At 73.0% G+C, this 18,602-nt stretch carries 12 protein-coding genes and 2 pseudogenes; 10 read left to right on the top strand and 4 right to left on the bottom strand.

Annotated elements, in window-relative coordinates; all coding sequences use genetic code 11:
- Positions 1 to 67 precede the first annotated feature (67 nt).
- Positions 68 to 2,591, bottom strand: a pseudogene (locus RLT59_RS13470) (YfhO family protein).
- A gap of 267 nt (positions 2,592 to 2,858) precedes the next feature.
- Between RLT59_RS13470 and RLT59_RS13465 the strand changes: the two are divergent.
- A complete protein-coding gene (locus RLT59_RS13465) occupies positions 2,859 to 4,091 on the top strand; it encodes a hypothetical protein (RefSeq protein WP_311303632.1) in 1,233 nt (410 codons plus the stop codon).
- Positions 4,088 to 6,145 (top strand): annotated as a pseudogene (locus RLT59_RS13460) (polysaccharide pyruvyl transferase family protein); the annotation flags it as partial. The gene RLT59_RS13465 and the pseudogene RLT59_RS13460, both read left to right, overlap by 4 nt.
- Before the next feature lie 68 nt (positions 6,146 to 6,213).
- Here RLT59_RS13460 and RLT59_RS13455 read toward each other — a convergent pair.
- Positions 6,214 to 7,587 (bottom strand): polysialyltransferase family glycosyltransferase, encoded by a 1,374-nt coding sequence (locus RLT59_RS13455; RefSeq protein WP_399125365.1) that lies wholly within the window; start codon positions 7,585 to 7,587, stop codon positions 6,214 to 6,216.
- Positions 7,584 to 8,564, bottom strand: a complete 981-nt coding sequence (locus RLT59_RS13450; RefSeq protein WP_311307715.1) for a glycosyltransferase family 2 protein — start codon at positions 8,562 to 8,564, stop codon at positions 7,584 to 7,586. The genes RLT59_RS13455 and RLT59_RS13450 overlap by 4 nt, the downstream gene beginning before the upstream one ends.
- A 220-nt stretch (positions 8,565 to 8,784) precedes the next feature.
- Here RLT59_RS13450 and RLT59_RS13445 point away from each other — a divergent pair, with 220 nt between their 5' ends.
- From RLT59_RS13445 to RLT59_RS13430, 4 genes are read left to right on the top strand one after another with little or no spacing between them, the layout of a single operon-like run.
- Positions 8,785 to 10,176 (top strand): DUF6716 putative glycosyltransferase, encoded by a 1,392-nt coding sequence (locus RLT59_RS13445; RefSeq protein WP_311303630.1) that lies wholly within the window; start codon positions 8,785 to 8,787, stop codon positions 10,174 to 10,176.
- Positions 10,177 to 10,211: 35 nt separating this feature from the next.
- Positions 10,212 to 11,462: a cytidylyltransferase domain-containing protein gene (locus tag RLT59_RS13440; RefSeq protein ID WP_311303629.1), complete on the top strand. Its 1,251-nt coding sequence runs from the start codon at positions 10,212 to 10,214 to the stop codon at positions 11,460 to 11,462.
- 15 nt (positions 11,463 to 11,477) lie between these two features.
- A complete protein-coding gene (locus RLT59_RS13435; protein WP_311303628.1) occupies positions 11,478 to 12,413 on the top strand; it encodes an N-acetylneuraminate synthase family protein in 936 nt (311 codons plus the stop codon).
- A gap of 11 nt (positions 12,414 to 12,424) precedes the next feature.
- Positions 12,425 to 13,483: a hypothetical protein gene (locus RLT59_RS13430; RefSeq protein WP_311303627.1), complete on the top strand. Its 1,059-nt coding sequence runs from the start codon at positions 12,425 to 12,427 to the stop codon at positions 13,481 to 13,483.
- Between the two features lie 62 nt (positions 13,484 to 13,545).
- On the opposite strand, the gene RLT59_RS13425 is transcribed toward RLT59_RS13430, so the two are convergent.
- Entirely contained in the window at positions 13,546 to 13,920 is a 375-nt protein-coding gene (locus RLT59_RS13425) for a DUF5707 domain-containing protein (protein ID WP_311303626.1), read from the bottom strand.
- A gap of 317 nt (positions 13,921 to 14,237) precedes the next feature.
- Here RLT59_RS13425 and RLT59_RS13420 point away from each other — a divergent pair, with 317 nt between their 5' ends.
- The 4 genes from RLT59_RS13420 (at position 14,238) to RLT59_RS13405 (ending at position 18,527) form a co-directional block, all read left to right on the top strand.
- Positions 14,238 to 14,888 (top strand): histidine kinase, encoded by a 651-nt coding sequence (locus tag RLT59_RS13420; RefSeq protein WP_311303625.1) that lies wholly within the window; start codon positions 14,238 to 14,240, stop codon positions 14,886 to 14,888.
- A 556-nt stretch (positions 14,889 to 15,444) separates the two neighbouring features.
- Positions 15,445 to 16,413, top strand: a complete 969-nt coding sequence (locus tag RLT59_RS13415; protein WP_311303624.1) for a sensor histidine kinase — start codon at positions 15,445 to 15,447, stop codon at positions 16,411 to 16,413.
- Positions 16,410 to 17,087, top strand: coding sequence for a response regulator (locus RLT59_RS13410; RefSeq protein WP_311303623.1), 678 nt, complete (start codon positions 16,410 to 16,412; stop codon positions 17,085 to 17,087). Before RLT59_RS13415 ends, RLT59_RS13410 begins: the two co-directional genes overlap by 4 nt.
- A gap of 201 nt (positions 17,088 to 17,288) precedes the next feature.
- Complete coding sequence (locus RLT59_RS13405; RefSeq protein ID WP_311303622.1) at positions 17,289 to 18,527, top strand: amidohydrolase; 1,239 nt, start codon at positions 17,289 to 17,291, stop codon at positions 18,525 to 18,527.
- The last annotated feature ends 75 nt before the right edge of the window (positions 18,528 to 18,602 follow it).

Below are 18,602 nucleotides of genomic sequence, written 5' to 3'. Positions count from 1 at the left end.
GCCGCGCCTGCGGGACAGCCAGGGCCGCGCCTGCGGGACAGCCTCAGCCGCGTCCATGGCACAGCCCTCAGCCGCGCCTGCGCCGGCGTATCCGGGTCAGCGCCGCCGGGCCGAACGCCGTCACCAGCAGCGCCACCAGTGCGGCGGCCCCGGTGAGCGTCCCGGCGCGCAGCCCCGGCGGCCGGAACGAGCAGTCCACCGCCGTCCGGCCGCCGCCCACCGGCGCCGCGACGAGCCCGAGGTACGAGCCGGCCGGGCGCCCGTCGCAGCTCCAGCCCGCGATCCTGGGCGCGGCCAGCACGGCCACCCCCTCGGTGCCCGGCGGGAGTTCGGCGTGCACACCGCTGCCGGAGACCGTGACCCGCGTCGCCCCCGTGCGCCTCAGCCCCGCCACCGCGGCGGCGAGGCGCCCCGGATCCAGGCAGCCGACGGCCTCGTGCGGAACGGTCCCGTCCCGCTCCGCCCGCAACGTCACGGCGATCCGGCCCGCACCGGGCCCCAGCGGCAGCATCCCGGCCCGGCGGGCGGGCAGGTCGCCCCGCAGATCGGCCGGTTCACCTCCACCGCCCAGCCGCGCGGTGCCGAACAGATCGGGCGCCCACAGGAACACCTCGCTGCCGGCCGGGCAGCTCGCACTCAGGGTGTACGTGCCGGACCGCACCTCGTACGCGTACGCGTACGCGTTCCGGTCCGTGGCCGCCACCCCGTCCGCGGCGCGCAGCACGGTCCGCGGCAGCGTGTACACCGGGGCGCCGAGCAGCTCCTCCTGGTTCCGGAACGGCGAACGCCCGAAGGGCACGGCGGGCCCGGCGGACGGCCGTACCGTCACCAGCGGCGGGACGTCGCGCCGGGTCACCGTCGTCGGCCGGTCGTCCGGGCGGTTCCAGACCTGGTGCGGATCGCGCGGCACATGGACCCGGGCGCCGACCGAGAACACCGCGTCGGTCACCGGGTTGTCCAGGCTCTGAAGGGCCCGGCCGCGCGAGGTGAAGCCGCCGCCGAGCGAGAGGAAGGTGCGGGTCGTCACGTCCGGCGTATGGCTGCTGTAGTACGCCCCGCCCTGGCCGCCGACCGTCAGCGGGTCGTTGGCGGTGCTCTGTTCCAGACCCGGATCCGTGCGGTAGCGCGGCCAGCCGTCGGCGCCCGCCACCGCATCGGCCTGGAGGCGCTGGCGCTCGCCCCAGGGCGCGTAGTCGTCGAGCTGCTTCAGCCGCTGCCGGTCGGCGTACGCCGTGGTGGCGGCGGCCTGCCCGGCCTGCGCCCCCACCAGCAGCAGCGCCGCCAGCGCGAGGAACCTGCCGCCGCGCACCAGCGCGAGGGCACAGAGCGCCGCCACCAGGCCCGCGGCGAACAGCGGATACGTCCACCGGGTGACCAGCGCGCTGGGCGCGGCCGCCGCCGCGATCAGCACCAGCACCCCGCCACCGGCCAGCAGCGCCCGCCGGTCCGGCCAGCCCCGGGCGACCGACGTCCAGGCGGCGATCACCACGATGCCGGAGAACACGAACGTCTGCCGGAACGGGCTGCCGTTCGGCGTCGCGAAGGCGTGCCAGAGCAGATGGGTCGGCCCCCACTGCATGGACAGCGCGACCGCCGCCACCAGCCCCGGCCACACCCACCGCTCGGCGCGCGGCACGCCCCGGTGGAACGCGAGCACGCAGGCGAGCAGCAGGGCGCCCGTGCCCAGGAAGACCGCCGGGCTGAAGAATCCGTACGTGGCCGGCAGCAGCCCGGCCGCCGCATCGGGCCAGGCGGCCGGGGCGAACTCCCGCGTCCAGCCCAGGTAGGCGTGCTTGGTGCCGAGGAAGACCGGCAGCAGGACCGGCGCGGCCAGGCCGATGCCGATCAGCACCGTCCGTACCGCGCGCACCAGCCCCCGCACCCGCTCCCGCTTCCCCTCCCGCGACTCCCTGTCCTCCAGCAGCAGCCGCACCACCAGCACCAGCGCGGCGCCGAGCGTGGCCATGTACGCGGTGTAGAAGTTGGACACCCAGGCGAGCGTCACCAGGAGCGTCCCCAGCACCGGCCGCCGCGCGGTCCGCGCCCACTCACCGGCCAGGCACAGCAGCGGGAAGGCGATCAGCCCGTCCAGCCACATCGGGTTGTACGCCGCCTCCGCGACCGACCAGCCGCACAGCGCGTACGAGGCGCCGAGCACGGCCGCCGCCCACTCCCGGCCGCGCCCCCCGGCGCAACGCGGTGAGCAGCCACGTCATCGCCGCCGCCGCGACGCCCGTCTTCACCAGGGTGACCACGTAGACGGCCAGGTCGATGCGGTCCCTCGGGAACACCCCGACGAGCAGGGCGAACGGGCTGCTCAGATACGTAACGAGATCGGGCAGGAAGCTGGTGCCGAAGCCGGACTGCCAGTTCAGCAGCAGCCCGCCGTCCCCCTTGCCGTGCAGCAGGTCCCAGAGGTGGGCGTGGAACGGTACGAACTGGTTGCCCAGGTCGTTCACGCTGCGCGTGCGCGGGCCGAACGGGTAGCTGCGGGCCACCGCGTCGCCCACGCAGACGGTGACGACGGTGAGTACGGCGGCCAGGGCGACGGCCGTGGCGCGCGGCGATCGGAGAATCGGCGGAGTCCTCATGGTGGCTCGAATATGTCATCGAACATCGTGAAATCCCGTGCGGGAAAAGGCGGTTCACCTGATGGTCCGCCGCCCTTCACGCACCGGTCCCCGCCGGGTCACCGGGGCCGGACGGCAGGGGCAGCCGTTCTCCGCGCCGACAGGGTGAGTTCACCCGGCGGCCGCCCAGGTTTCCTACCGTGCCACGGAACCCCGAACGGTTGACGAACATCCGTCTCCCCGCCCCACGCCCCTTCCCCCCACGGGCATCAGACGCTTTGGAACGCCATGACGAAAGCCCGCACCCGTTGGCCACGGCAGCGCGACGCGGAGGCCCCGCTCCCGTCGGAGGGCCCCGCGTCCTCCCTCGCCGCCGTCCGTCCGACGGAGCTGGAGACCTGCCTGCGCGCCTGCGCCGCCCACAGCGGGAAGCTGGTCGCCGGTCTCGACCGGCGGCGCACGGCGCTCGCGGAGGCCCTGCGCAACCTGCTGGCCACCCACGCCGCCATGGAGAGCCAGGGCGAGCTGCTGCGGATGCTGGAACGGGACTGCCCGGAGGCGACGGGCTTCGCCGGGGGACCGGCCACCGACACCTGGGCCGAGGGCCTCGCCCTGCACGCGCGCGGCGACTGGAACCGGGCGCGGTCCCGGCTGATCGGCGCCCTGCTGGCCCAGGACCGGTCCGGCGCACCCGTACCGGAGATCCAGGAGGCCCTGGCCCACTACCTGGGCCTCGCCCTGGAGGCCGACGGCGCACCGGGCAGCGGCGCCACGCCGCGCAAGGGAAACGGAATCGGCAACGGCAACGGCAACGGAATCTGCAACGGCGACCCCGCCCACCTCACCGAGCTGATCGCGCTCTACGCCGGACAGCGCCGGAGCCGGATGCGCGGACCGGTGGCGGACCCCACCTTCGGCGGGGTCGAGTGGATCACGCTCGGTGAGTTCCGCAACCAGATCGCGGGGAAGTCGATCTGTCTGATCGCCAACTCCCAGCGGGTCGGCACCGGTTCGCTGGGCGGGGAGATCGACGCGTACGACCTGGTCGTCCGCTTCAACTCGTACCGGATGGACCCGGCCGCCACCGGCAGCCGCACCGACATCCACGCCAGCATCCACAAACACGGCTTCAACTGGGACCAGCGGGTCCACACCCGGCTGGTCTTCGGCGGGCTCGCGGGCGACTGGAAGCACTCCCTGCGCGCTCGGCTGGTGCCGGGCGCCCAGCGGTACCTGGGCGACGAGTCGCTGCGCTGGCCGCTGCGCGACATCGGCAAGGTCACCACGGACGTCTGGCCGTCCATCCCCACCAGCGGCTTCAACATGCTCTGGCTGCTCGACCACCTGGACGTCAGCCCGCGACTGGACCTGATCGGCTTCGACTTCTACGAGAGCGGCGCCTACCGGCTGCCCGCCGCGATGAAGATGCCCACCACCTCCGTGCACGAGTACACCAGCGAAAAGGCGTGGGTCATGGAACGCGCCCAGAGCGTCACCGATACGAGGATCTTACTGCGATGACGACAACGCCCCCTGCCGGAGCCCCCGTAGAGCCCGCGCCCGCCAACGCGCTCACCGGCAAGCGCCGGGTCGCCTTCGCGAGCTTCGTGGACGAGAACTACCTGCCCGGCTTCCTCACCCTGCTGCGCAGCCTCGCCCTGTCCGACCCGGGCGTCTGCGAGGACTTCATCGTCCTGCACGACGGGCTGCGCCCCGCCTCCGTCGCCCGGATCCGGGAGCTGCACCCGCGCGTCGACTTCCGCCGGGTCGACGCCGCGCACTACGACTCGTACGCCAAGGGCGACCAGGACAACTACCTGGTGCGCAAGGCCTACTTCATCCTGGACGTGTTCCGGGTGCGCGACTACGACACCGTGATCACGCTGGACACCGACATGGTGGTCCTCGGCGCGCTGGACGAACTGCTGCGGCTGCGCGAGGGACTCGCCGCCGTCCCGCAGTTCTTCTACGGGCAGCACAAGCTCAACAGCGGGCTGCTGGTCATCCAGCGCGAGTTCGAGCTGTCGGACGCCGAGTTCCACGCCGCCTACCTGGCCCGGCCCGGCGCCAAGCACCACGACCTGCTGGTGCACTACGGCACCCCGCACGTCCGCCGCACCGCAGACCCCGACAGCGCCCGCCGGGTCGCGACCGCGCACATCGTCGCCGGTGAGTACCAGGAGGCGGCCGAACTCCTCGGTTCGGTCCGCATCCCGGTGGACGAGGCCTGGCCGCACGAGGTGCTCGGCCACGCGCTGATGAGCGTCTCCCGCTACGAGGAGGCCCGCGCCCAGCTCCTGCTGGCCGCCGCCGCCCCCAACCGGGCCGCGACCGCCTTCGCACGGCTCGCCCAGATCGCCTGGATCCACGGCGACGACACCAGCGCGGCGCGGTACGCCCTCGACGGTCTCGGCGTCGACCCCACCCACCGGGCGAACCGGCTGATGTACAAGCGCACCCGGGACGCCGAGGCCCCCGCAGAAGGCGCGCCCGACGACCAACTGGCGCACGTCGCCTTCTACATGGACCGGCAGGGAAACGCCGGGGACAAGCTCCTCCCGGAGAGCGTCCGCCTCGCCTTCGGCCGCGACACCGGACCGGCCCGCTGGCACTCCGTCCACGCCCACCGGCTTTTCGACGAAGCCTCGCTGGAACGGGTCAACGCCCGGCGGGGACTGGTCATCGGCGGCGGCGGCCTGTTCATCCCGGACACCGCGCCGAACGGCAACAGCGGCTGGCAGTGGAACGTCCCCGACGCGCTGCTGGAGCGGATCGACGTCCCCGTCATGGTGTACGCGGTCGGCTTCAACGCCTTCGACGGCCAGGCCTACGGGCACGGCCGGGAGCGGTTCCTCTCGTCACTGCGCAAGCTGGTGGAGCACTCCGCGTTCTTCGGGCTCCGCAACCACGGCTCGATCGCGAAGGTGCGCGAGCTGCTGCCCGCCTCGCTGCACGACAAGGTCCGCTTCCAGCCCTGCCCGACCACCGTCACCCGACAGCTGGTCGACGGCTGGACCGATCCCGCAGAGCGCGGGAACACCGTGCTCATCAACGCCGCGTACGACCGCGCCGGGCTCCGCTTCGGCCACGACTACGGGCACTTCCTCGCCGAGATGGCCACCGCCGTGAAGGGGCTCGGCAGCTACGCCGAGGTCAAGTGCGTCGCCCACTCGCTGGACGACGAGCGCATCGCGTTCGACCTGCGGCGCGAGCACGGCATCTCGCTGCCGGTGATCCCGATGTACGACTTCGGCAACGACGCGATCCGGGACACCTACGCACGCACCAAGCTGGTCATCGGGATGCGCGGGCACGCGGGCATGATCCCGTTCGGCTGCGGCACCCCGGTCATCAGCCTGATCTCGCACCCGAAGATGGCGTACTTCCTGGCCGACATCGAGCGGCCCGAGTGGGGCATCTCCGTCCACGACCGGCACCTCGGGGCGCGGCTGGTGGAGCGGGCGGCCGGGCTGCTGGACGACCACGTGGCGGCGGTGGCTGATGTGCACGGGCGCCAGCAGGAACTGTGGAAGGTCACGGAGGCGAACGCCGCAGACCTCCAGCTGATCCAGGCGGGCGTACGCGTCCGACGCCAGGACGGGCGAGGGGCGGGGCGCCGGGCGCCCCGCCCCTCACGTCGCTCCTACCGCCGGGCACCCGGCCGCAGCGCCTTGGCGCGCCGCGCCACCCGGCGCACCGCCGCACTGCGCGGCAGGAACCCGAGCTGCTGCGGCACCCCGCCCGGCAGCGCGAGCGCGGTCAGCCGCCTGCGCTTGAAGTAGCGCCGGGTCGCGGCCGCCGGACGGGCGGCGAGATACCGCTCCGCGACCGGCCGGAGCCCCGGATAGATCTTCGGCTGCATGGCGAAGCCGACCGCCCGCACCAGGTCGTTCAGCCCGTCCGGCGCCACCGCGGGACCGGCCGGGACCGGGGCGGGGGCCTCCAGGTCCGGCACCAGCGCGTCCACCAGCGTGACCGGGATCCGGTTGCTGTTCTCGAACGGCGTCAGCCGCTCCAGCAGGGTCTCCGTACCGACCCGGGCCACCGGCAGCCCGTAGAACGCGGACGCCGTGAGCAGCGCCGTCGAGAAGCAGCCGACGACCAGCGCGGGCCGCATCCGCCGGTACAGCACCTCGGCCAGGACCGGCGCGGTCAGCACCCCCGCGTCCAGCACGGTCAGCTCGGCGCCGAGTCTCGCCGCCTCCGCCGCCATCCCGCGCGACCACTGCGCCGGGGCCGTCGGATGCGGTTTGAACACCAGCCGGGAGTGACCGAGCCGGACCGCGCCGCGCATCATCCGCAGATGCAGCTCCTCCTCCTCGGCCGCACTGATCAGGCCGAGCGCGGAGAGGTACTGGCCGAGCAGCAGCGCGGGCGCCTCGACGGACGGCACACCCGCCGCCACGTCCGGCGCGTCGCCCAGCTCGCCGAGCACCTTGAGGAATGCGTCGGTCGGCACGATCCCCGGCTCCACGCCGAACTCCGTGAGCAGCAGCGGCCGCAGCCCCGGCACCAGGTCGAGATGGAGCAGCCGCCGCACCCGGGTGCCGACCAGCGGGTCGATCTTGTTCCGGGTCGGCCCGTAGCTCATCAGCCCGTCCGCGTACACATCGACCGGTACGCCGGTGAAGATCTGGGCCACCGCCATCGCCGGGTCGACCTGGACCGACTCCACGGCGAGCTCGACGGCGTCGTCGCCCAGCCCCCAGGCGAGCCGCAGATGCCGTTCCCACAGCGGTACGTCGTCCGGGCGCGGCGACCAGGCGCCCGGGTGGTGCGGGGCGATCGTCGCGTTCCACGACACGACGTCGTCGAACCGGCCGCGCAGCACGTCGAACCCGGGCATCGCGTCGAGGGCGGTCGCCGTCTCCGGGATCGCCGCGTTGTTCGAGACGAGCAGGACGCGGCGCCCGGCGTCCTCGAAGAGCCCCGCGTCCAGGGCGGCGGCGAGCGTGGCCGTGCCGTAGAGGGTGGAGGCGAAGAAGATCTGCGTCGTACGTTCCCGGCTGCTGCTCACGCGGCCGCCACCTCCTTCGCGGCGGACCGCCGCCGCAGCCGGCGCAGCAGGGTCGCCCGTTTGACGTCCATCGAATCGATCGCCGCGTCCAGCACATCCTGCGGCATTCGCCCCAGTGCGCCGGCGCTCATCGTTTTCAGGGCGCGCGCCACGGCCGGCTCGAACCTTTCGATCGAACCCATGTGATGGGAAATGATCGCGCAATAGTTGCGGACCGCTTTCGGCAGGAGTTCCGCCGCGTCACGGTCCGCCGCGGTTTCCCTTATGACCTGGTCGAACGAGCGAATGAAATCGAGCTGGCGCATGTCACCGATCTGGGTGAGCGACGAGGCGATGCCGCGGCGGTAGAAGATTCCGAGAAGCCCGAGCACCGCGAAGGAATCCGCTTCCCGGTGCAGCCGCCAGATCCACGGCCGGTCCTCCGCCGTGCGCAGCCCGTCCGTGAAGTGCAGCAGCCCCCGGTCCAGCAGCCTGCGGTGGTAGAGGCCCGCCCAGGCGTACGCGTAGTCGACCGAGGTGGAGCGCCCGGCGGGCAGGATCGCGTCCCTGGGCGCCGACACCACGTTCCTGGGACCGTGCGGGACGCGCTGCACGGTACGGGCCCTGCCATCGGCCTGGACATGGTCGGTGCGGACGAAATCGCAGCCCAGCGCCTCGGTCCTGGCCAGCAGCTCGGCGTAGTGACCGGGGGCCAGCCAGTCGTCGCCGTCCAGGAAGGCGAGGTACTCGCCGCGGGCCGCGTCCAGACCGGTGTTCCGGGCGGTGGCCAGTCCGCCGTTCTGCTGGTGACTGCGGACGACCACCCCCGGGATCTCCTCCTGGGCGCGGCGCAGCATGTCCGCGGTCCCGTCGGTCGAACAGTCGTCGACGAGAATGAACTCGAAGTCCTCGCGGGCGTTCGCCCGCAGGCTTCTCAGGGTGTCGGGGGCGTATGTCTGCACGTTGTAGAACGGCACGATGACCGAGAGCTTAACCACCCGCGTCACGCTAGTTCCGGGCCGGGCATTCGCCCTTGCGGTCGTACGGACGCGAGGTGAACGGCGCCCGTCGAAATGATGAACCGGTAAGCATCCAGGGGTGCGTTTCCGGCCCGTTCAAGCAGCCGGGCGGCGGGTTGGGTAATCGTCGGCGGGCTGTTAACCCTTTGTTGCTGTCACGTTGGGCTGCGCACCCCCGGACCTTCCTACCTTCTAGGACGTGCCCCCCAGTAAAAGCAATTCGGCTTCGCCGGCAGAACCGGAATCCGCAGGCGCCCCGCCCCCGGCGCTCCGGGTCGCCGTGCTCGCGGACTCCGACACCCGATGGAAGTGGGGTGCGCTCACCGCGCGCCGGCTGACCTCGGGCGACGGCCGCGCGGACGCGCCCCGGGCGGAGATCAGCGGACTGCTGCTGCGCGGCCGGGCCACCCCGACGCCGCGCCAGCTGGCCGAGGTCGGGGACGTCGGCATCGACCCCGGCCGGGTCCGCGAGGTGACGGCCGCCGAGTTCCTGCGGACCGTGCGGGACGAGGGCTACGACCTGGTGGTCCTCGCGCTGGTCGGCGGCGCCGTCCAGGCGATGCTGCACGGCCTCGCCGCACTGCGACTGCCCGCCAGGCCCGTCGTCGTCACCGGCTATGTCGGCGTCGTCTACGAGAAGCTCGCGGACGGACTGCTGCTGCGGCACGGCGCCGACATCGTCCTCGCCAACTCCCGCCACGACGCGGAGCGTTTCCGCGCGGTGTACGAGGGAGTGGGCGCCGACGCCTCCGCCGTCACGGAGGCCGCCCTGCCCTTCCTCGGCGGCGAGCCGCACCGCCCGGAACCGGGCCGCGACACCGTCGTGTTCGCCGCCCAGCCCTCCGTACCGGCCTCCCGCGCCGACCGTACGTACCTGCTGCGCAGGCTCGTCGAGCACGCCAGGCTGCACCCGAAGCGCGAGGTGCTCCTCAAGCTGCGCTCCAAGCCCGGCGAGCACACCACGCACATCGAGGAACTCCCGTACCAGCGGCTCGCCGAGCGGCTGCCCGGCGGACTCCCGCCCAACTTCCGCCTGGTGTACGGGCACATGGGCGAGGTGCTGGACCGCACCGACCTGCTGGTCACCGTCTCCTCGACCGCCGCCCTGGAATCCCTGCACCGGCGCATCCCCACCGCCGTCCTCACCGACCTCGGGGTGCGCGAGATGCTCGGCAACCACCACTTCATCGGCTCCGGGCTGCTCACCTCCTGGGACCACCTGGACGGCGGCGCCCACCCGGAACCCGACGCCGGCTGGCTGTCCGGCCAGGGCGTCGCGGCCGACGGCGGCTACGGGAACGTTTACGACACCGCACGGGCCCGGGTCACCGCCCTGCTCGCGAAGCGGGACCGGCTGCCCGCCCTCACGCCCTACTACACGCCCGCCACCGCACCCGGATACCTCCCCGGCATCCTCGCCCGCCACCACCTGGCCCCCGACGGCCACCCGCTGCCGGGCGCCACCGCGACCGGGGAGGGCGGCCGGGTCAGGGGAGCGGTCCGCGAGGCGGTACGGGACGCCGCCCGGGGCGCCTACCGGCACGGCGTCCAGCGGGTCGCCCCGGTCATCCGGCGGATGGGCGAGCTGTGAACACCACCACCACCACGACACCCACTGGAGCAGCGATGACGCAGCCCACCGCACGGCCCACCGTGCTCGCGGTGATCCCCGCCCGCGGCGGATCCAAGGGCGTACCGGCCAAGAACCTCGCCCAGGTCGGCGGCGTACCGCTGGTCGTCCGCGCGGTCCGCGCCTGCCTGGCCTCGGCCGAGGTGACGGACGTCGTCGTGACGACCGACGCCCCCGCCGTCGCAGAGGCCGCCCGCGCCGCAGCCGAAGCGCTCGGCGAGACCGCCCGCCTGCACTGCGTCCAGCGCCCCGAGGCCATCGCCGGGGACACCGCGACCAGCGAGGCCGCCGTGCTGCACGCGATGGACAGCTACGAGACCACGTACGACCGCAGCGTGGACGTCGTCCTCCTCGTCCAGTGCACCAGCCCCTTCGTCACCCGCGAGGACATCGACGGCGTCGCCGCCTCCGTCGCCCGCGAAGGCGCCGACTCGGCCGTCACCGTCGCCCCGTTCCACGGCTTCCTGTGGCGCGACGGCAGCGCGGTCGAGGACCACAACTACGGCGTCAACCACGACAAGTCGGTCCGCCCGCGCCGCCAGGACCGCCCCGAGGACCTCCTCGAAACCGGCGCCGCCTACGCGATGGACGCGACCGGCTTCCGCACCCACCGGCACCGCTTCTTCGGCCACACCGCACTGGTGCGCACCGACCCGGCCCGCGTACTGGAGATCGACGACCCGCACGACCTGGCCCGCGCCCGCGCGCTCGCCCCGCTGCTGGACCCGGCGCCGCTGCCCACCCGCGAGGACATCGACGCGGTCGTCCTCGACTTCGACGGCACCCAGACCGACGACCGGGTCCTCATCGACGCCGACGGCCGCGAAACGGTCGCCGTCCACCGGGGCGACGGACTCGGCATCGCGGCCCTGCGCAAGGCGGGCCTGCCGCTGCTGATCCTCTCCACGGAACAGAACCCGGTCGTCGCCGCCCGCGCCCACAAGCTCCGCGTCCCCGTCCTGCACGGCATCGACCGCAAGGACCTCGCGCTCAAGCAGTGGTGCGACGAGCGGTCCATCGCCCCCGAACGCGTCCTGTACGTCGGCAACGACGTCAACGACCTCCCCTGCTTCGCCCTCGCCGGCTGGCCCGTCGCCGTCGCGAGCGCCCACGACTCGGTACGCGCCGCGGCGCGCGCCGTGACGACCGCCCCCGGCGGCTCCGGCGCCATCCGCGAGATCGCGGCCTGGCTGCTGGGCCCCACCCTCACCACTTCCACCCCCACCACCTCCACCCCCACCAAGTAAGTAAGGAACACCCTCATGAGCACCTCCCGACTGCGCACCCTCGGCACCCGCACCGCGGGCCCCGGCAACCCCGTCTACGTCACGGGTGAGATCGGCATCAACCACAACGGCGACCTCGACAACGCCCTCGCGCTGATCGACGTGGCCGCGGAAGCCGGCTGCGACGCCGTCAAGTTCCAGAAGCGCACCCCGGAGATCTGCACCCCGCGCGACCAGTGGGACATCGAGCGCGACACCCCCTGGGGCCGGATGACGTACATCGACTACCGCCACCGCGTCGAGTTCGGCGAGACCGAGTACCGCGCCATCTCCGAGCACTGCGCCGAGCGCGGCATCGACTGGTTCGCCTCCCCGTGGGACACCGAGGCCGTCGCGTTCCTGGAGAAGTTCGACGTCCCCGCCCACAAGGTGGCCTCCGCCTCCCTCACCGACGACGAGCTGCTGCGCTCGCTGCGCGCCACGGGCCGCACGGTGATCCTCTCCACCGGCATGTCGACCCCGCGCCAGATCCGCCACGCGGTCGAGGTGCTCGGCTCCGGCAACATCCTGCTCTGCCACGCCACTTCGACGTACCCGGCGAAGGCGGAGGAGCTCAACCTGCGGGTCATCAACACCCTCCAGCAGGAGTACCCCAACGTCCCGATCGGCTACAGCGGCCACGAGACGGGCCTCCAGACCACGCTGGCCGCCGTCGCGCTCGGCGCCGCGTTCGTCGAGCGCCACATCACCCTCGACCGCGCCATGTGGGGCTCCGACCAGGCCGCCTCCGTAGAGCCGCAGGGCCTGTCCCGCCTGGTCCGCGACATCCGCACCATCGAGGCCTCCCTCGGCGACGGCGTCAAGAAGGTGTACGAGTCGGAGCTCGGCCCGATGAAGAAGCTCCGCCGGGTCCCGGGTGTCGTCGCGGAGAGCGGTGAGACGGCCCAGGCCGCCGAGCCGCTCACGGTCTGACGGGCCGACCGGTGAACCTCGCCTTCGTCGAGAGCCCGGTCCAGCTCCTGAACGTCCTGGAGTGGGCCTACACAGAGGGAGGCGGCGGCCGCGTCCTCGCGGACGTCACCGTCGTCGTCCTCCCTCCGGTCGACCCGATGTCGCGCGGTCAGCTGCGCCGGATGGCGGAGCTGGCCCGCGACGAGGGCGTCACCGTGCGCTGGCAGGAGGCGCGCGGCGACTCGGGCACCCCCCTGAAGTCGCTGCGCGCCCTGACCAGGCTCGTCCGCAACGCCGACCACATCGTCATCGGGGACCCGTTCTCCCGCTACGTACAGCTGCTGCTCACCCTGGTCCGGCCCCGCCGCCTCACCGTGGTCGACGACGGCACCGCCACCATGGAGTTCGTCGCCCAGCTCACCCGCGGCGAACGCCTCACCCGCTGGCACCGGCGCGGCGGATCCAGCCCCCGCGATCTGGCGCTGGCCCCGGTCACCGCCACCGCGCGCCGCCGCTTCACCCCGTCGGCGGCCCGCGAGGTCGAGCTCTTCACCGCCATGCCGGTGATCCCGCCGCCCGGCATCACCCTCATCCCGAACACCTTCTCCTGGACCCGCTCCCGCTTCGGCCCGCCGCTGCTCACCAAGGGCGCGGACCTGGTCGGCACCTCCCTGGTGGAGACCGGTGTCGTCGACCGCGCCCAGTACCTGGAAGCGGTCGCGGAGCTGGCCCGCACCCACGGTGCCACCCGCTACTTCGCGCACCGCCGCGAGTCCACCGAGAAGCTGCACGCCCTGGAGGCCGCCACCGGCCTGGAGATCGTCCGCCCCGATCTCCCGCTGGAACTCATCGCCCGCCGCGGCCCGATCGGCCGCACGGTCCTGAGCTTCCCCTCCACGGTGGTCCACACCCTCCCGCTGGCCCTGGTCGGCACCGACGTGAAGGTCGCGGTCTGCGACATCGCCCCGGAGTGGCTGCGCGATACGGCGTCACCGCGGGCCCAGGGCTTCCTCACGGGCGTCACGGAGACGGCCCGCGACGTCCAGCGACTGGCGCCCTGGCGGGCTACGGCGGTGGTCAGGGAGGCGTGAGGCGGAGTCCGCACGGGTCTTGGCCTCACGGCGTCTCACCGAACGGCGGTTCGACCGGTATGTCAGCGTGTGACGGCGAACGTAGCGGCGTGGGGCACGAATGTCGTGTCCCCGTCCTCGGCCGTCGCCAGTGCCGAGACGTACCAGGTGCCCTTGGCCAGGCCGGCCGCCTCGCGCTTCGTGACCTTCACCGTGTAGGCGCAGCGAGCGGTCTCGTCCGAGGTGCTCCGGCACGTGGCGCTCTCCACCGAGCGAAGCTCCGCCTCGATCGGATCGAGCTTCGAACTCGCGGTCCGGACCAAGACCTTGAGGCCTCGGACGCCCGAGTCGTCGCTCACGTCCACGGTGTAGCTGAACGAGCCCGCGCTGCCGCCGGCTGCCACCGCGCCGATGGCGACGGCACCGATGAGCGACGAGAAGAGAACGCGCTTGGACATGGGAGATCCCCTTGATGTGTTGGAGAGTTGGGTTGGATACGCACAAGAGCGTGGAAGAACCGCTGGTGGAACCGGACTTCGGAACCGGACTTCGGAACCGGACTTCGCAACCGGACTCGGAACCGGTCGCGGAAGCGGTGGCCGACCGCGTTCTCGATGTGATCGAGCCCAGGGCCGGGGGCCCGGCGCCGTCCTCGCGCTGAGGGACGATTGGCGCGTCGAACCACGGATAGAGACTCTGCAACCCAGGTAAGAGGCCGGAATCCCCCTCCAGCCGGAGTCGGGCCCCTCACCTGCGGCCATAGCCTTGATCCGACATGAACCGAACCGACGACCGGCTGTTCCCGGTCCTGCTGACCTGCGCCCAGGCCCTGGTGTGGCCCGGGGTGCCGCTGGTGCGCGGAGCCGTCCCGCCCGCGTCCGGCCTGCTCGCGGCGGCCCTGGTCGCCGGAGTGGTGACGGCCGCGCTCGCTCTGCGCCGTACCCGCCCGGTGGCCACCCTGGTCGTGGTCGCCGCCGCCTGCGCGCTGGGGGCCGGGCCGCTGCCCGCCGGGGCGATGGCGGTGCTCGGCACCGCGGGTGTCGCGCTGGCTCTCTTCACCGTGGCGACCGAAGACGACGCCTTCACCGCCGTGCTGTGCGTGGTGGCGCTTGCCGCCTGGCAGCTCCTCCAGGGCATCAGCCTGCACGGGCTCAGCGACCGCGACGGGCTCGACCTCGTCCTGACCGCTCTGCTGTACGCCGCCGTGTGCGGCGCCGGACTGCTCGTACGGCGAACCCGTCGCGCACGGCGAGCGGCCGAACAACTCCTGATGCGGGCCGAGTCCGAGCGCCACCGGCTTCCGGCAGTCGAACGACGGCGCATGGAACGCGAGTTGCACGACGTCAGCGCCCACCATCTGACGGCCGTGGTGGGCACGGCGGGGGCCGCCCTCGGCCTGCGCGACCGCCGCCCCGAACTGGCGTAGAAGGCGCTGGAGTTCGCGGTCGGGACCGGCCACGAGGTCACCCGCGCGCTCGGCGCGGTACGAGCACCGGCGCCCTCCCGGGGGAGCGTGCCGTCGCCACGGGAACGGCTGCTGGACCTGGTCGCGGGGTTCCGGCGCCTGGACCAGCGGGTGGACTGCGAGATCGACCCCCTGCCGGACGGCGCCGTCGCGGACGCGGCGTACGGCATCGTGCGCGAGGCGCTGACCAACGTGGCACGGTATGCCCCCGGCGCGCATACGTGGGTGCTGTGCCGGTACGGCGACACCCGCACCGACGTCGTCGTCACGAGCACGCCCCCGCCGGCCGGTGCGGTGGCGTACGGTGCCGGGCTCGGCGGCGGCCGCGGGCAGGGCTTCCTGAGCTCCCGGGCCCGGGAGGCGGGCGGCACGGTGCACAGCGGTCCGACGGCGGCCGGCGGCTGGGAGGTACGGGCGGCACTGCCGGGCCGGACGGCCACGACGGTGGAGCCGTCGGCGCCCAGGACCTACCGAGTGGCGCAGGTGGTGGCGGCGGGTTCCGCGTACGGCGTACGGGATGCTGCTGGGGCTGGCGCTGTTGTGGCCGGTGGCGATGGAGCTGGGGAACTACAGCGGCCCGGTCCTCCTCCCGCCCGCGCTGAGCCTGCCGGCCACGTGCGCGGCCCTCGCGATGGAACCGGCCCGCACCGCGACGCCCCGGAAGGGGCGCGGAGCCGCCCACGGCCACGTCACGGCCATTCTCCTCGCGGTGCTCGCGCACGCCGGTGCCGCCACCACCGCGGTTCTTGACCGGGGTACGGCCGCTCCCACCTGGACGGTCATCGCGGGAACCGCGGTCGGCGCGGCCCTCACAGGCACCGCGGCTCACCTGACCGGACGCCACCGCACCCGGCGCCGGCAGGCCGATCGCCGCGCCCACGACGAACGCCTCGCCGGCTGGACCGAGGAGGCCGTCCGCGACGCGTGGACCGAGCGCCGCCGCATCGCCGCCGGTCTCGAAACCACGGTATTGGCCCGCACCGCCGACATGGTCACAGAGGCGGAGGCGGGCCGGCTCGACGCGACGGCGACCCGCGCCCGCGAGGCCCTGGCCGCGATGCGTGCCCTGCTCGACACCGTCCGGGACGGCGAGACGGGGCCCGGACTGCGGCCGCAGCCCACCCTCCAGGCGCTCGACCTGCTCGCCCACCAACTCCGTGCCACCGGCCGCGACATCGAGATACGGCTGACCGACCGGGTACCGGAACGACTGCCCACCGCCGTCGACCTGGCCGCCTACCGCGCCGCCGAGACGGTGCTCGCGGCCGGCGGCGAGCAGCCTACGATGCTCGCACTCGACGTGGAGAACGAGACGCTGACGCTCACGGCCACGGGGGTGCCCCGCGCCGCAGAGCCCGACGTACGGGAACGGCTGACCACGCGGGTCGCGGCGGTCGGCGGCACCCTGACCACCGGCCCGCGGGGGACGGTCCGCCTCCGGCTGCCACTCACTGTCACGCCGGACGACGAGGAGAGACATCGATGAGCCTCAACGTGCTGGTCGTCGACGACCAGGGCATCGTACGGGCGGGGTTCGCCGCCGTGATCGACGCCGAGGAGGACATGACGGTCGTCGGCGAGGCCGCCGACGGCGCCGCCGCGGTGCGGCTGGCCGAAGAGCTGGCGCCCGACGTGGTCGTCATGGACGTACGCATGCCCGAACTGGACGGCATCGCCGCCACCCGCATCATCACCGGACGGGAGAACGCACCCCGTGTCCTCGTCCTGACCACCTTCGACCTCGACGCGTACGTCTTCGACGCGCTGCGCGCCGGCGCCTCTGGCTTCCTGCTCAAGGACGTACTCCCCGCCCGGCTGCTGCAGGGCATCCGGGAGGTGGCGGCAGGCGAGAGCGTACTCGCCCCGTCCGCCCGGTACCCACCTCTGACCACCGAGGCGCAACGAAGGAGTCCATCCCCATGCCCCGTACCGGCCCCGGTCCCGGCCCCGATCCCGGTCCCGGCCGATCCGTCCCACGTCGGCCTCGTCTACCTCGGTGCCTGTGCCGTCCTGCTCGTGTGGGCGCTGGTGGTGACCGCCGTCGACAGCTCGGGCGAGTCCATGGCCGGCGTCATCCCGGTCCTTGCCACCGCCCCCGCGGCCTCGTGTTCCTCGTGTTGCCGGACGGCACCGTCATGTTCATCGCCGCCATCGCTCTAGGGGCGGGGGTCAACGCGGCGATCATCGGCTGGTGCACCCGCGCACTGCGGCGCGGCGGTCGCATGAAGTGAGGCGAAGCGCGCGAGTGTACCCATCCCGGCATCGGCTCACACGCCGTGCTCCAGTCATTTATTCGTCTATGTGGCTGAAGTTTTCTTGTTTCATGGTCAGTTGGCAGGGGAAGGGCCTTACCCTTCACCAGTGAGCCACTCGACGTCCCGCCTCTGTGAAGTCCGGCCGCCCGCAGGAGAGGACCTGCCCGGCGCGTTGCCCGAAGCGCTGCGCGCCGAACTGATCGCCTTCCGGCGTGACCTGCACATGCACCCCGAGCTCGGCAACCAGGAGTTCCGTACCACCGCGGCCATCAAGGCCCGGCTGGAGCTGGCCGGCCTCAAGCCGCGGGTGCTCGCCTCGGGGACCGGGCTCATGTGCGACGTGGGGACCAGGAGCGGGGACACCCGGCCGATGCTGGCGCTGCGGGCCGATATCGACGCGCTGCCGATCCCGGACACCAAGACGGGCGTCCCGTACCGCTCCACCGTGCCCGACCGGGCGCACGCCTGCGGGCACGACATCCACACCACCACCGTGCTCGGCGCCGGCCTCGTGCTCGCCGGGCTCGACCGGCAGGGGCTGCTGCCCAACCCGGTGCGGCTGATCTTCCAGCCGGCCGAGGAGGTGCTGCCCGGCGGGGCGCCCGACGCGATCGACTCCGGGGTGCTGGAGGGCGTCGGCCGGATCGTCGGGGTGCACTGCGACCCGAAGGTCGACGTGGGGCGGATCGGGCTGCGGGTCGGGGCGATCACCTCCGCCTGCGACCGGCTGGAGCTGTCCCTGGACGGGCCCGGCGGCCACACCGCCCGCCCGCACCTGACCACCGACCTGGTCACCGCCGCGGCCAGGGTGGCCACGGACGTCCCCGCGCTGCTGGCCCGCCGGGTCGACGCGCGGGCCGGGCTCGCGCTGACCTGGGGGCGGCTGGAGACCGGGCACGCCTGCAATGTGATCCCGCAACACGCCGAGCTCTCCGGCACGGTTCGCTGCCTCGATCTGGCGGCCTGGCGGGACGCCCCCGACCTGGTGCACGCGGCCATCGACGAGGTGGCCGGAATGCACCGGGCCAAGACGGTGATCAACTACATCAGGGGGGTGCCGCCCGTGGTGAACGACGCCGACGCGATCGATCTGCTCACCGGCGCCATGACCGCCCGCCGCGGATCGTATGCGATCGAGGACACCGAACAGAGCCTGGGCGGGGAGGATTTCTCCTGGTACCTGGAGCACGTGCCGGGCGCGATGGCACGGCTCGGCGTACGTACGCCCGGCGACCCCCGCGGTCTGGACCTGCACCGGGGTAATTTCGACGCGGACGAGGAGGCGATCACCGTGGGTGTGGAGCTCTTCACCGCCGCTGCGTTGCTCGATGGCAATCATCTGTAACCGGACAGGTCACCCCCGGTTCGCGACGATCCGATAACGGCTTCCGTACAGGGCTTTATCTGACATCTACGCGCG

Source organism: Streptomyces sp. ITFR-6 (genome assembly GCF_031844725.1).
Lineage (GTDB): Bacteria > Actinomycetota > Actinomycetes > Streptomycetales > Streptomycetaceae > Streptomyces.
The sequence above is the reverse complement of the archived record's forward strand: the minus strand, read 5'-3'. Positions and strand labels throughout refer to the sequence as shown.

What these genes read in the sequence shown, in the direction of transcription:
- RLT59_RS13410 (WP_311303623.1), top strand. Translation starts at nt 16,410, where the DNA reads ATGAGCCTCAACGTGCTGGTCGTCGACGACCAGGGCATCGTACGGGCG.
- RLT59_RS13415 (WP_311303624.1), top strand. Translation starts at nt 15,445, where the DNA reads ATGCTGCTGGGGCTGGCGCTGTTGTGGCCGGTGGCGATGGAGCTGGGG.
- RLT59_RS13425 (WP_311303626.1), bottom strand. Translation starts at nt 13,920, where the DNA reads ATGTCCAAGCGCGTTCTCTTCTCGTCGCTCATCGGTGCCGTCGCCATC.
- RLT59_RS13465 (WP_311303632.1), top strand. Translation starts at nt 2,859, where the DNA reads ATGACGAAAGCCCGCACCCGTTGGCCACGGCAGCGCGACGCGGAGGCC.
- RLT59_RS13435 (WP_311303628.1), top strand. Translation starts at nt 11,478, where the DNA reads ATGAGCACCTCCCGACTGCGCACCCTCGGCACCCGCACCGCGGGCCCC.
- RLT59_RS13440 (WP_311303629.1), top strand. Translation starts at nt 10,212, where the DNA reads ATGACGCAGCCCACCGCACGGCCCACCGTGCTCGCGGTGATCCCCGCC.
- RLT59_RS13420 (WP_311303625.1), top strand. Translation starts at nt 14,238, where the DNA reads ATGAACCGAACCGACGACCGGCTGTTCCCGGTCCTGCTGACCTGCGCC.